Source organism: Lutibacter oceani, from assembly GCF_003384935.1.
Taxonomy (GTDB): Bacteria; Bacteroidota; Bacteroidia; order Flavobacteriales; family Flavobacteriaceae; genus Lutibacter; species Lutibacter oceani.
Genome location: NZ_QTTQ01000011.1, coordinates 492718 through 506403 on the forward strand (window position 1 = coordinate 492718; position 13686 = coordinate 506403).

Below are 13686 nucleotides of genomic sequence, written 5' to 3' on the forward strand. Positions count from 1 at the left end.
AAATTAAAGAAGAACACCCAGACAAAGCCAAAGATTTAGACTTAGGCTTTAAGGTATTTAAACTCGATAGTTCAAACATTAAGGCGTGGTCTCCAGAAGTAGAGAATTTAGAACAAAATCTATTAGATGCTGTAGAAAACATTAAAGAAGGACGAACAGAAAACGATTTGTTGTTTGAAATTCTAATTAAATACGGTCTAGACCTAACATTACCAATCACTGAGCATGAAGTTGCTGGTGCAAAGGTATTTAACGTTGGTGCTGGAGCATTACTTGTGTGTCTAGCAGATGATATTACAGTAGCTGTTGCAGAAGGTATTGCCGAACTAAAAAACAAACTTAATCCAGAAATATGTCGAGTTGTCTTTAAGGACAACGGATTTAAGGACAGTGCTCAAAAAACGAACGTGATGCAAAAACTAAAGCAACATAATATAGAAGAAGTAAGAAGTATTTAATTATGGCAAAAGAAATGAAACTAAAATTTGAAGGAAATCTGGAGTATCAACAAGAAGCTATCAAAGCCATAGTGGATATTTTTGAAGGTCAAGAAATATGCAGAACTAATTTTACAGTTGCGCCATTACAAAACAGTGACGGACAAGCTTCAATGTTTAATACAGATTTAGGTGTTGGTAATAAGCTTTCCTTAATAGATGAAGAGTTGTTAGAAAATGTGCGAAAAATTCAATTGCGCAATGGTTTAAAACAAACCAAAACACTTGCTTCAAAAGATTTTTCGATAGAAATGGAAACAGGAACTGGAAAGACTTATGTGTACCTTCGTTCAATTTTTGAGATGAATCAAAAATTTGGCTTTACAAAGTTTATTATAGTAGTGCCTTCTATTGCTATCAAAGAGGGAACAAATAAATCTTTAGATATTACTAAAGACCATTTTAAAGGTATTTATGATAATGTTAATTACGACTTCTTTACCTATGACTCTAGTAAATTAGAACAAGTAAGAAGCTTTGCTACTAATGATTATATTCAAATCATGGTGATTAACATTGATGCTTTTCGTAAAAGCTTTACCGATCCTAGTAAAGAGACAACAGCAAACATCATTCACCGTACCAATGATAAATTAAGTGGTTACAAACCTATTGATTATATAAATTCTACAAATCCTATTGTCATTATCGATGAGCCACAATCAGTAGATACGACACCAAAAGCAAAAGAAGCAATTAACTCATTAAATCCTCTTTGTACTTTTCGTTATTCTGCAACACATAAAGACAAACATAATTTAATGTACAAATTAGATTCTGTAGATGCTTACGAACAAAAATTAGTTAAACAAATAGAGGTAGCTTCTATTGAAGTTGAAAATGTTCATAATCAAGCGTACATTAAATTTTTAAAGGTTGATAATAAGAATGGATTACGAGCTTATGTTGAAGTAGATTCATTTAAAAATGGAAAATTAACTCGTGAAAAAAAATGGGTGAAACAAGGTGTAGATCTATATGAAGATGTTACTAGACGAGAAGTTTATGAAGGTTATATAGTGAAAGATATTAGCGCAGAACCAGGTAATGAATATATCGATTTTACAAGTAAAGCCGACTATCTTACATTAGGGCAAATTATTGGTTCTGTAGATGATGGCTTGATAAAACGCAAACAAATTAGTAAAACTATTGAAGAGCACTTGAATAAGGAGCTATTTCTAAATCCTAAAAATATTAAAGTTTTAAGCCTGTTCTTCTTGGATAAGGTTTCCAATTATCGTGTATATGATGGAGATGGAAATGCAACAAATGGTAAATATGCTCAAATGTTTGAAGAAGAGTATTTAAATCTTATTAAGCATCCAAAATACAAAACACTTTTTGAAGGTATTAAAGATATGGATAGTGATATTAGTGATATACACAATGGGTATTTTTCAATCGATAAGAAGAGCAAAAAGAGTAACAAAAAGGACAAATACGAGTATTTTAAAGATTCTAGCGGAACAACAAATGCGGATGATGATGCTTACAACCTCATCATGAAAGATAAAGAACGTTTATTAAGTTTTGACTCTAAACTTCGTTTTATCTTTTCGCACTCGGCATTAAAAGAAGGATGGGACAATCCAAACGTGTTTCAAATATGTACCCTAAATGAAACAAGCTCTGAGATGAAAAAACGACAAGAAATAGGTCGTGGGTTACGTTTAGCTGTTAATCAAGAAGGAGTTCGTGTTCGTGGATTTGAAGTGAATACACTTACAGTAATGGCTAATGAATCGTATGAGGACTTTGTATCTGAACTCCAGAAGGAAATTGAAAAGGATACTGGTATTAGATTCGGAATTTTAGAAGCTCATACATTCGCAAACTTGGTTACAGGTTTTGATGAGGAGGATAAAAAATACTTTGGAGAAGAGAACTCAGGGAAGCTTTTTGATTACATGTTGGAAAAAGGATATGTAGACCTTAAGGGGAAAGTTCAAGATAGTCTTAAAACAGACTTAAAAAATAATGATGTTGAAGTGCCAGAAACATATGAGTATTTAAAAAACCCTATAATTAAAACACTTAAGAAAATAGCAGGAAATCTTAATGTTAAAAATGCAGAAGAAAGAAAACATATTAAGATTAATAAACAAGTATTTTTAAGTGAAGATTTTAAATCACTTTGGGATAAGGTAAAATATAAAACTACTTATTCTGTTAAATTTGATACAGACAAGCTCATAGAAAAGTGTGCAGAATCTATTAGAGACAACTTAGTGGCTGGTCGAGGAAAATTTATCTTTAAAAAGGCAAGAACAGAAATTACTAAAGGGGGTATTGAAGCTAAAGAAAGCTCTATTTCAACATCATTGGTAGATTCTAAATATATAAATTTGCCGGATATTGTTAGTTATCTTCAAAATGAAACTAACTTAACTAGGAAAACGATTGTAGATATTTTAGTTAAAAGTGGTCGTTTAGATGCTTTTAAAAATAATCCTCAACGATTCATTGATGAATCAATCAGATTAATAAAAACTGAAATGCGCCACTTTATTGTAGATGGTATTTCATATCAAAAGATTGGTGAAGGGGATTACTATAAACAAGAATTATTTGAAGAAGATGAACTAGTTGGGTATTTGAAACAAAACTTAGAAGAATCTACAAAGAGTCCATTTGACCATGTTATTTATGATTCTGCTATTGAAAAAGATATTACAAAAGACTTTGAATTAAGTGAAGAAGTAAAAGTATATGCAAAATTACCTTCATGGTTCAAAATAGACACGCCTCTAGGAACATACAACCCTGACTGGGCTGTACTTTGGGATGATGGTATATCAAGTAAGTTATATTTTATAATTGAAACCAAAGGAACCTTGTCTTGGGAGTTTTTACGTCCAACTGAAAAAGGGAAAATAGAGTGTGGTAAAAAACATTTTGAAGCTCTTGGAGATAATATTAAGTTAGAAGTTGCAAACAGTTATGAAAGTTTTGTTGATATAGTAACTGGTAAATAAATTTCAAAAGCCCTTTTTAAACAATAGTATTTTTTGTTTAGATAATGATAAAATGATAAGAGAAAAAATTAGAATAGAAATTAAATGTAAAAATATTGCTCCATTAAAAAATTTGAATGGTGTATTAGATACCAATTCATTGAAGATTGGTGTTTTTGCTAGTAATGGAAGTGGTAAAACCTTTATAAGTAGAGCTTTTAGGCTTACTGAAAAAAATAAAGAGTTAGAGCTAGATGAAAAAGGAAATAGCCCGACAGATAAACTTATCTCTCTTGGAGAGAACAAAGCTGAATTTGATTTTAAAATAATAAATAAACAAGGAGAAGTTACTGAAGATTTTAATATTGAATTGAACAGAAAAAAAATACCAAATATTCCAGACACAAATTACTTGTTTCATGTCTTCAATGAAGATTATATAGAAGAAAATTTAAGAGAGAGTCATTATGATAAAGATGGAAATATAGAAGGCTATATTTTGGGAAAGTTGAATATTGATTTATCAGATGATGAAGCTGAATTAAAACGAACTGAAAAGCAAGGTTTTGAATTAAAAAAAACAATAGAAAATGATATTAACTCTTTTGTTTCAAAAAAAATTGACGGGATACAAAATATTAAAAGATTAAATGAGTATCAACTCTTAAATTTTGATAATATTTTAAATCAAGTTGATAAGAACTATGGAATTACAAAAACATATGATGAATTAATTTCAGATTATAATAAAGTAAAATCAATTCCTGAAAACCTCGAAGATATCGATGAAATAATATTTCCTGAACTAAAACTAGGTTTTTTAAAAGATATTCAAGAACAATGTATAGAAAAGTTTACACTGAATACAATTGCAGAATCATTAAAAACTAAAATTAAAAATAAACAGTCATTCGTTGAAACAGGAATTTCTCTTTTAAATAAAGAAGGTAGTAATTGTCCTTTTTGTGAGCAAAAACTCGAAGACGATGCTTTATTCCTAATTGATAAATACACAAAGTATTTTAATGATGTTGAGTCAAAAACACTTAAACTTCTAAGTGGTTATTCCAATTCAATTAATGAAATAATTAAGCAATTGCAAGGCTTGGAATTAAAAAACTTAAAAAGAATAAATTTGTTTAATAAATATAAAAACGAATACATTCCTTCATTGGCTTCGATTGAATTAGGAGAATTTAATATGACTGAAATTGTAGAATTCTTAAAAATTATAATTGAAAAAATTTCTGAGAAAGAAAAAAATATTGCCTTAAGAGTTGGTCTTTCAGACCAAATTCTAATTAAAATTTCAGATTTATTAAAAAAGGCAAAAGAGATAAATAATGAAAACAAAAAACTTGTAAGAACACTAAACATAAAGAAAAACAACATAAATGTAGAGAGTAAAAATATTAGAAAAGATTTATGTAGAAGAAGTGTAGATGATTTAGCAAAAAAAAATAAAGAATCAATTCATAAGTTGATTGCATTTAGGTTAGAATATAAGAGATTAACAGATAGCATATTAAAGAAAAAAGAAGGAGTAAAAATTAGTAAAAAGAAGAAAGTTGCTAAAACAGTTCAAATTGTATTAAATTCTTTTTTTTCCACTAAATACTCTCTTGACGAAGATACATTTAGACTTTCTTTTAAACAGAATTTATTGGAAGAAAAACAGGCCAAAGATATTTTGAGTGCTGGAGAGAAAAGTATTTTAGCCTTTGCATTTTATATTGGTGAAACATACTTAAAAGTAAAAAATCAAGAAGATTATGATAGACTATTTTTTATTATAGATGATCCTATTTCAAGCATGGACTTTTCGCATGTCTATACTGTTTGCGGAGTTGTTAGAAATTTAAAAACAGTTATTGATGATTTACAAACAGAGAGGTTTATGATCTTAACCCATAATAACGAATTTATGAGGATTTTAAGCTCAAACAACTTGATTGATTCAAAAAAAGTATTATCTAAAGGGTATTTGAAAAAGTATTCTAACACCCTTACAGTTCCTTATGTATTACACTTGCAAGATCTTTATGGAATAGCAAGGAAAAATGAATTACCAACTCACACAACGGCAAATTCAATAAGACATATAATAGAAACCTTAACTAAATTTGAGAAATTCAACATAGAGAAGCCTAATATTAAAGAGTATATAAAAGTAAATTTTGATGAATCAAATAAGACTTACACTTTGATTCAGGATTTATCTCATGGAGGTTGGAGAAGTGAACAATCACCAATAACTGATGAAAACTATACAGAAATATGTGAAGTAATTATTTCTCATATTGAAGAGAAGTATAAAGGGCAAATTGATTATTGTAAAAAAGCTTGTTAGATTAATCTTATGTACCAATTAACCAAAACCGACTATATTCAATATCTTAATTGCTCTAAATCATTATGGCTGTTAAAAAACAAACCTGAAGATTTTCCTAAAGGTGAATTTTCGTTGTTTTTAGAGAAATTGATTAAAGAAGGTTATGAAGTTGAAGAATATGCACAAGAACTTTTTCCTAATGCTATTAATCTGCCAGATTTTGGTTCTCCTGAACTCACTAAACAAGAAATAGAAAAAGGGAATACTAAATTTTTTCAAGCTACTTTTTTAACCGAAAAAGGTGTTTTTGCACGTATAGATATTTTAGAAAAAAAAGAGGACGATACTTGGCATATTTATGAAGTAAAATCATCAACCAGCATAAAAAAGGATAGAAAACATAATCACCTTAAAGATGCATGTTTTCAAAAGCACGCTATGTTAGAAAGTGGTTATAAGGTATCTCAAGTTTCTATTATTCATCTCAATAAAGAATACATAAGACAAGGAGAAATAAATCCTAATGAATTATTAGAAATTGAAGATGTAACTGAACAAATAAATGATATATATTCATGCGTTGTTAATCAGATCAACAGTGCTATTAATTACATTAATAGAAAATCTGTCAGTTTAAACACCTGTACTTGTAGAGAAATAACACGATCAAATCATTGTGACAGTTTTAAGGATCTTAATCCTGATATTCCTGAATATAGCATTTTTGAAATTGGTCGTATTTCAACCAAAAAATTGGTTGAATTAATTGACTTAGATGTATTAGCTATTACAGATATTCCAAGTGATTATAAACTTAACGAGAAGCAACAACTGCAAGTTGAATCTGTTAGACAAAACCAACCTGTAATTGACCACAAGGAAATTGAGAATAAGCTATCTGCTTTAAAATTCCCACTTCATTTTATCGATTATGAGACCTATGCAAGTGCAGTGCCAAGAATTAATGGTGTTAGACCACATCAACATATTCCATTTCAGGTATCTATTCACACGATGCAAAAAGATGACTCAATACAGCACTTTGAATTTTTAGCTAATAAACTAGAGTTACCAAATAAACTTAATGAGTTTATGGAATCTTCAACAGGGAAGACAGGCACCTTTATCTCTTGGCACGCTAGTTTTGAAATGAGCCGTAACAAGGATATGGTTGAAATACTTCCTAAGTACGAAGGATATTTATCTTATATGAACAACAATATGTTCGACCTTGAAGATATATTTAAAATCGACTATGTTGATTATAAATTTCACGGCTCCACATCAATTAAAAAAGTTCTACCAATTATAGTTCCAAAATTCTCATATAACGAACTTGAAGTAAAAAATGGAACAATGGCATTGGATACGTGGGGGAGAATGGTTTTAGATGAGAACTTTATAGAGAATAAAGAAATTGTTCGTAAAAACCTCTTAGATTATTGTGAATTAGATACTCTCGCTATGGTTGAAATATATAAAGCTTTAAAATCAATTTTATAATTGTAAAATAATATAATGTGTTTAAAATAAAGATATGTCACTATTTAAAATAAGTAAAAACTTAGAATATATAAAAGAAAAACCTTTTAGATTAGAAAGTGAAATTCAAAAATTAACTGAAGATAATTTAAAAATTATTTTTGATTTAGATTTTATAGAGTCTGAATTTTCTCTAAACAATTTTCGAATTGACACTCTTGCTTTCGACAGGGAAGCTAATGCGTTTGTAATAATCGAATATAAAAGAGATCGAAGTTTCAGTGTTATCGATCAAGGGTATGCGTACCTTTCTTTAATGTTAAATAATAAAGCGGATTTTATTTTAGAATATAATGAAAATAACAATACTTCTTTAAAGAGAAATGATGTTGATTGGTCTCAATCAAGAGTTGTATTCATTTCTCCATCTTTCACACATTATCAAAGAGAAGCAATAAATTTTAAAGATCTACCAATTGAGTTGTGGGAGGTAAAACGATATGAAAATGAATCTGTCTCATACAATCAAATTCAAAAATCAGGAGTTCAAGAAAGCATAAAAACTATTTCAAAATCAAGCCAAACATTAACAAAGGTTTCAAAAGAAATAAAAGTTTATACAGAAGAAGAACATCTAGAAAATGTTTCTCAAGAAATAAAAGAATTGTATTCAAAATTTAGAAACGCTATTTTAGATTTTGAAGGGATAGAAATTAAACCTAAAAAGAAGTACATAGCTTTTTCTTCAGGTAAGAATATTATCGATATTTATCCTCAAAGAAAAAATTTAAAAATTTGGTTAAATATGTCTATGGGTAAACTTGAAGATTCTAAAAAATTAATGCGCGATGTTTCAAAAATTGGGCATTGGGGAAATGGAGATTATGAATTACAAATAGATTCTGATGAAGATTTTGAATACATAATGAGCTTAGTAAAACAATCATATAGAGTAAATAAAAAATAAACCTTACTAATAGTTTATTTTTTATTTTAAAATACTATTTACAATTTCCTTCGCCTTTTTAATTAAAAAAAGGAACGTAACAATGTAGCTATGTGCGATTATTGTTACAACCCAATATGTTATTTTGCTAAATCAAACTTTAGAACTACACATACGTTATTTGGAATAAAATTAAGAGATAGACTTCATCACTTTTACATTCTTGGAAAAACTGGAACAGGAAAGACTAATCTTCTTAAAACAAAAATAGAACAGGATATTTCATTTGGAAATGGAATTTGTTTGATTGATGTTCATGGAGATTTAATTTTTTCCATTATTCAACAAATTCCAAATTACAGACAAAAAGATGTTATTTATTTGGATGCGACAAATCCAAGTCTTCAATTAGGATACAATCCTCTTCGTAAAGTTTCTTATGAAAAAAGAGCCTTAGTAGCCTCTAATATTTTAGAGGTTTTTCAACGTTTGTGGGGAAATCAAGGCTGGGGAGTGAAGCTTTCTCATATATTGAGAAACACACTTTTAACCTTGTTAGATCAGCCATCAACAAGTTTTTCAGATGTAATAAAAATTTTGCACGACCCAAGTTTCAGAAATGAATGTCTACCTAATATTGTAAACCCAGACATAAAAAACTTTTGGCTAAAAGAGTTTAAAAATTATGGGAAAACAGATTTAGTTCCTATATACAATAAGCTCGGTGGAATGTTAGCCTATCCTTCAGTTAAAAGAATTCTTATTGAGAATAAACAACAGATTTCTATTCGCTCTATTATGGATAAAAAACAAATACTTCTTGTAAATTTATCAAAGGGAAGTATTGGAGCTGATGCATCATACATTCTAGGTTCTCTCCTACTAACATCATTATCTTCATCTGCTTTCAGTAGAATTGATACTCCTGAAAATAAACGTGAATATTTTTTTGTGTATTTAGATGAATTTCAAAACTATACCAACCTTTCAATGATTGAAATGCTTTCAGAGCTTCGAAAATTTAAGATAGGAATTATAATGGCTCATCAATACATTTCTCAACTAGAAGTAAAAATCCGAGATGCTGTATTAGGAAATGTTGGAACTATTGTCTGCTTTAGATTAGGTCAATCCGATGCTCGTTTTATGGAAAAGGAATTTTCACCAATATTTGAATCTTCAGACTTTGTTAATTTATCCAACTACGATATCTATTTAAAATTAATGATTGATGGGAAACCATCTCCTGCTTTCTCTGGAACAACTGTGCTCCCACATCAAGCAAGAAAATAAAAACAATTTTCTTGCTCTTCCTCCATTTTTTTATAAGGCTCATACTAGCAATAGATGAACCTTAAATTTAATACTTATGAAAACACAAACACTTGATGTTCAACATTTCATTCCCTATGAAATTGAAATCCTATTTAAACGCCCTTTGTATAATTCCACAAAATTAATTTCGAATGCTGAAGATGCTCAAAAAATTATTAGAGATTTTTTAGATACTAATAAAATTGATTTAAAAGAATTTTTTCTTGTAGTGCTCTTAACAAATAGCAACCGTGTTTTAGGAATATCGGAAGTAGCGGTTGGAACCACTAAAGGAGTAATGATAAATATCAAAGAAATTTTTCAACTAATTCTTAAAACAAATGCAACTGCAATTATTCTTGCTCACAATCATCCTTCAGGAAAATTAACTATTTCTGAAAGTGATAAAAAGCAAACGCAACGATTATTAGAGATTGCAAAAATAATGGAAGTAACTGTTTTAGATCATATCATTATCACTTCCGAATCCTACACTTCTTTTGTAAATGAAGGAGAACTCTAATTTATCCATTCAATAACTCAAATTTTATTTATGCCTAAAACCCCTATCTCCTACTACGGAGGAAAACTTAATATGCTTCAACATATTCTACCGCTTATACCAAAACACAATATATATACTGAAGCCTTTTTTGGAGGGGGAGCCGTTTTCTTTGCTAAAGAAGCTGTGCAATCTGAAATCATAAATGACGCCAATGCAATGGTTGTTAACTTTTACGAAGTGGTTAAAACTGACTTTGATAATCTCAAAAATAAAATTGAAGCAACACCATTTTCTAGGTTAAGTTATACCGTTGCAAATACCATTTATAGAATTCCGCATTTGTTTAATAAACTTCAACAAGCGTGGGCATTCTATGTGGCAACTAATATGGGATTTTCGTGTCGGATTGGTTCTTGGGGGTATGATAAATATGGTAAACGAGTGAAGGCATTTCAGAATAAAAAAATCGCTTTTGATAAAGAAATTTTTGAACGATTAGAGAATGCTCAGATTGAACATAACGATGCTTGTAAGGTAATTCAAAGCCGAGACACGGAGGATGCTTTCCATTATGTTGACCCACCATATATTGAAATGAATCAAGGGCACTATGACGGATATACTCGTGAAGACTATATCAAGCTTTTGAAAACTCTAACTCAAATAAAAGGAAAATTTTTGCTCAGCTCTTACCCAACCGATCTATTGAATCTATATATAAAAGAATTTGGATGGTACACAAAAAGTTTTGAAAAACCACTAACTGCAAGAAAAGCAGAAAAAGGAACAAAGCGAATTAATAAAGTTGAAGTGCTCACTGCCAACTATCCTATTTAGAAAATTGAATTATTAATTTTAAAATTAAATATAGATGAAAAAAGTAATCAACAAAACGGTTAATCTCGACTTGGTTGGGGTTAATGGAAATGCCTTTGCTATTATGGGAGTCTTTAAAAGACAAGCTAAACGTGAAGGCTGGACACAAGAAGAAATCGACACCGTGCTTAAAGAAGCTAAGAGTGGAGATTATGACCATTTACTCGCAACGATAGTTAATCATTGTGAAGCATTAGAAGACGATAATATAAATACTGAAGATTATGAAAATTAAAGATTTAAAAATACATCTGTTCTTTCTGAAGTCATTTTTAGAAATTTTTAAAAAACAGAATATTAAAGAATTGAATCCTTTCTTTGAAAACTTTTTCTCACGAAATCAACTTATTGAAATTCTTGAATACCTCTATCTCGATGGATTGGAAGAATTTAAGATTGAAAACTTAAATGACAAGGAACTTTTAGATCTGATAGGAAATGATGTTTCATTACTTGAATATTATATTTTCAAATTAGAAGAAAGTATTACATCTACACCAACAATGAGTCAAGAAGAAGTTTCTAGTTTTTTCAAAGAAATACAAATGGAAAACTATTATTTAGCTGATAAGCCAGTTAATGAATGGGATGAATATGATAAAAGTAATTATTATTCACTCCTTTTAAAACGAGGAAAATCAAAACGAGTATTTGCCATTTTTACTTCTGATGTTAATGATGAAGATAAGTACGCAGTCACAACAAAACCAAGCTTCTTTTTTGATACCAAAGAAGATGCTGAATTAGAATTACAGAGAATATTAACGCGAGAAAATTTCAAAGAAGATGATTTAAAAATAATGTCTCTTTGGAAAATTCATTAAAACTTAAAATTATGGAAAATAATGAAAATTCATTAATGAAATACTTTTCAATGGTACTGCGGAAACGTGCCAACGGGGAAGTGAGAACAATTAAAGATTTTGGAAATGATTTGACCAAATATCTTAATCGAAAAGAATTGATCGAAATCATTTCAAAAAAATTCAACGGAAGCATTCCTAAAGAATTCAATTTGGTAGAAATGGAAAACGAAGAACTCTTAGAAGTTGTAGGTGATGAAATGTATATCATTTCCTATGTAACTGAAAAATGGAGTTTAACATCTCAGTCAAAAAAACAAGCTCTTCCTTCTATAAAAGAAGTGAGTAAAGCAACTAAGAAATAGTACTATGGAAAATTACATCAATATTTATGCAGATAAAGAGAAAGCCATTCACTGTGCAATTTGGCTAAATTTTAAACATCGAAGTGAAGGAAAAATCTACGGAGTCATTCACGGACCTGATGATGGTTGGGCGTGTGTCGAGAAAGAAATTTCTGAAGAAATGGAAATACCTTTTTTGGATATTCTTCCGATTGATTTATCAGACATTTCATTTGATGAAATAAAGAAAATTAAAACAGATGAAACAATATTTGCTCATTGGGAAATTATTTCAGGAATGCTTTCAATTACTGATGGTGAAGTGTTGAGATTTATACTGCATACAAAACTTCCTTTAGAAAAATTCATTCGTTATGAATTAGCATCAAGAGGGTTTGATGAATATCATAAATGGTGTGGTTTTGATAACGCTGAAAAGATTTGGTTGAAATAACTAAATACAAAAACGCACATCATTTAGATATGCGTTTTTATTCGCCCAATTCACAAAACAAAATGTACAATCAATCTCATACACAACTGAATAGTACAACAAAATCTTTGAAAGCTCTTTTTGATGAGTACCTTTTTGAATGTGAATATAGTAAACAACTAAGGTCTCAAACATTGAAAAGCTATAAAGAAGTATTTACTACTTTTCAAAAAATAATGAATGAGATTAGAGAAGTAGAAAATCTGTACCCTCAAATGATGGCTGATTTTAATAAAAGATTAAGTATTCGAAAACGCTTTGTAGGAACTAAATTCATCCATACTGGAGTTAAAATTTCAACGATTAAAACCTACCACAATAAATTAATGGCTTTCTTCAGGTGGCTGGAGAATAATAACTATTTACAGGAGGGTTCTCTTTCTTCAAAAATTCAAAAACCACCAAATCCAAAATATGAAGATGAGCGTGCTCTTAGTGATAATGATATATCTAAAATTATTGCAACAATATCACTACATACAATAGGAGATGTTTTTACCTACAAAAGAGATTTACTTATTATTAACCTTTTTATTTATACTGGAATTAGAAAAGGTGAATTACTGTCATTAAAAATTCAAGATATCAATTTTGAAGAGAGAAGTATTTTTATTAATGGTAAAACCTCAAAAAGTAAAAAGGGGAGATATATTCCACTACATCCCTTGCTTATTATTCAATTGAAAGCATATTTGAATGATCGTAAACTAAATCGTTCACATTGTAATGCATTGATTATATCTACAAAAAGATATACCCCATTAACCCATTATGGACTTAAACATTGGGTGCGGAGATATAGAGAGCTCTCAGGGGTTCAATTCCACGTTCACCAAATGAGACACACATTTGCCTGTTCACTTGCTAAGGTAAATGCTGATATATCTACAATAATGAAAACGCTCGGTCATTCAAGTATTTATATGACTCAACAATACTTACGCTCTATTAATTCTGAACACGCCCGTAACTATATTGAGCAATTATCCTTTTGATTTATTTATTAACTCATGATAAACTTTCTATGTCGATACATTAATAGAAATTAACTATACATTGTATCACTACTCAATAGAAAGTGCGCTCAAAAGATGAGACCCAATGAAAAATTGTGTTTTTAGGTAAAAACAGCTCTAA

General features: G+C 29.5%; 13 protein-coding genes and 1 pseudogene. All 14 read left to right on the forward strand.

Features of this window, described 5'->3' with window-relative positions; translation table 11 throughout:
• Nucleotides 1-458: pseudogene (locus tag BX611_RS15070) on the forward strand (site-specific DNA-methyltransferase); the annotation flags it as partial.
• A gap of 2 nt (nucleotides 459-460) precedes the next feature.
• On the forward strand, nucleotides 461-3475 hold the full coding sequence (locus tag BX611_RS11485; RefSeq protein ID WP_240324995.1) for a type III restriction-modification system endonuclease: 3015 nt from the start codon (nucleotides 461-463) through the stop codon (nucleotides 3473-3475).
• A 52-nt stretch (nucleotides 3476-3527) separates the two neighbouring features.
• Nucleotides 3528-5804, forward strand: coding sequence for an AAA family ATPase (locus BX611_RS11490; protein WP_115881348.1), 2277 nt, complete (start codon nucleotides 3528-3530; stop codon nucleotides 5802-5804).
• 9 nt (nucleotides 5805-5813) lie between these two features.
• Complete coding sequence (locus BX611_RS11495; RefSeq protein WP_115881350.1) at nucleotides 5814-7289, forward strand: DUF2779 domain-containing protein; 1476 nt, start codon at nucleotides 5814-5816, stop codon at nucleotides 7287-7289.
• Nucleotides 7290-7323: 34 nt separating this feature from the next.
• Complete coding sequence (locus BX611_RS11500) at nucleotides 7324-8235, forward strand: DUF5655 domain-containing protein (protein ID WP_115881352.1); 912 nt, start codon at nucleotides 7324-7326, stop codon at nucleotides 8233-8235.
• A gap of 16 nt (nucleotides 8236-8251) precedes the next feature.
• Nucleotides 8252-8323 (forward strand): sortase B protein-sorting domain-containing protein, encoded by a 72-nt coding sequence (locus BX611_RS15305; RefSeq protein ID WP_115881945.1) that lies wholly within the window; start codon nucleotides 8252-8254, stop codon nucleotides 8321-8323.
• A 2-nt stretch (nucleotides 8324-8325) separates the two neighbouring features.
• Nucleotides 8326-9507: a type IV secretory system conjugative DNA transfer family protein gene (locus BX611_RS11510; protein WP_115881354.1), complete on the forward strand. Its 1182-nt coding sequence runs from the start codon at nucleotides 8326-8328 to the stop codon at nucleotides 9505-9507.
• A gap of 76 nt (nucleotides 9508-9583) precedes the next feature.
• A complete protein-coding gene (locus tag BX611_RS11515; protein WP_115881356.1) occupies nucleotides 9584-10051 on the forward strand; it encodes a JAB domain-containing protein in 468 nt (155 codons plus the stop codon).
• Between the two features lie 30 nt (nucleotides 10052-10081).
• On the forward strand, nucleotides 10082-10870 hold the full coding sequence (locus BX611_RS11520; RefSeq protein WP_115881358.1) for a DNA adenine methylase: 789 nt from the start codon (nucleotides 10082-10084) through the stop codon (nucleotides 10868-10870).
• Nucleotides 10871-10904: 34 nt separating this feature from the next.
• Complete coding sequence (locus BX611_RS11525) at nucleotides 10905-11144, forward strand: hypothetical protein (protein ID WP_115881360.1); 240 nt, start codon at nucleotides 10905-10907, stop codon at nucleotides 11142-11144.
• A 70-nt stretch (nucleotides 11145-11214) separates the two neighbouring features.
• Nucleotides 11215-11733 (forward strand): hypothetical protein, encoded by a 519-nt coding sequence (locus BX611_RS11530; RefSeq protein ID WP_147296418.1) that lies wholly within the window; start codon nucleotides 11215-11217, stop codon nucleotides 11731-11733.
• 11 nt (nucleotides 11734-11744) lie between these two features.
• Nucleotides 11745-12077 (forward strand): hypothetical protein, encoded by a 333-nt coding sequence (locus BX611_RS11535; protein ID WP_147296419.1) that lies wholly within the window; start codon nucleotides 11745-11747, stop codon nucleotides 12075-12077.
• A gap of 4 nt (nucleotides 12078-12081) precedes the next feature.
• A complete protein-coding gene (locus BX611_RS11540) occupies nucleotides 12082-12510 on the forward strand; it encodes a hypothetical protein (protein ID WP_115881367.1) in 429 nt (142 codons plus the stop codon).
• Nucleotides 12498-13544 (forward strand): tyrosine-type recombinase/integrase, encoded by a 1047-nt coding sequence (locus tag BX611_RS11545; RefSeq protein WP_115881369.1) that lies wholly within the window; start codon nucleotides 12498-12500, stop codon nucleotides 13542-13544. Before BX611_RS11540 ends, BX611_RS11545 begins: the two co-directional genes overlap by 13 nt.
• Nucleotides 13545-13686: the final 142 nt, after the last annotated feature.

What these genes read in the sequence shown, in the direction of transcription:
- BX611_RS11490 (WP_115881348.1), top strand. Translation starts at nt 3,528, where the DNA reads ATGATAAGAGAAAAAATTAGAATAGAAATTAAATGTAAAAATATTGCT.
- BX611_RS11520 (WP_115881358.1), top strand. Translation starts at nt 10,082, where the DNA reads ATGCCTAAAACCCCTATCTCCTACTACGGAGGAAAACTTAATATGCTT.
- BX611_RS11540 (WP_115881367.1), top strand. Translation starts at nt 12,082, where the DNA reads ATGGAAAATTACATCAATATTTATGCAGATAAAGAGAAAGCCATTCAC.
- BX611_RS11515 (WP_115881356.1), top strand. Translation starts at nt 9,584, where the DNA reads ATGAAAACACAAACACTTGATGTTCAACATTTCATTCCCTATGAAATT.
- BX611_RS11495 (WP_115881350.1), top strand. Translation starts at nt 5,814, where the DNA reads ATGTACCAATTAACCAAAACCGACTATATTCAATATCTTAATTGCTCT.
- BX611_RS11535 (WP_147296419.1), top strand. Translation starts at nt 11,745, where the DNA reads ATGGAAAATAATGAAAATTCATTAATGAAATACTTTTCAATGGTACTG.
- BX611_RS11510 (WP_115881354.1), top strand. Translation starts at nt 8,326, where the DNA reads ATGTGCGATTATTGTTACAACCCAATATGTTATTTTGCTAAATCAAAC.
- BX611_RS11485 (WP_240324995.1), top strand. Translation starts at nt 461, where the DNA reads ATGGCAAAAGAAATGAAACTAAAATTTGAAGGAAATCTGGAGTATCAA.
- BX611_RS11500 (WP_115881352.1), top strand. Translation starts at nt 7,324, where the DNA reads ATGTCACTATTTAAAATAAGTAAAAACTTAGAATATATAAAAGAAAAA.
- BX611_RS11525 (WP_115881360.1), top strand. Translation starts at nt 10,905, where the DNA reads ATGAAAAAAGTAATCAACAAAACGGTTAATCTCGACTTGGTTGGGGTT.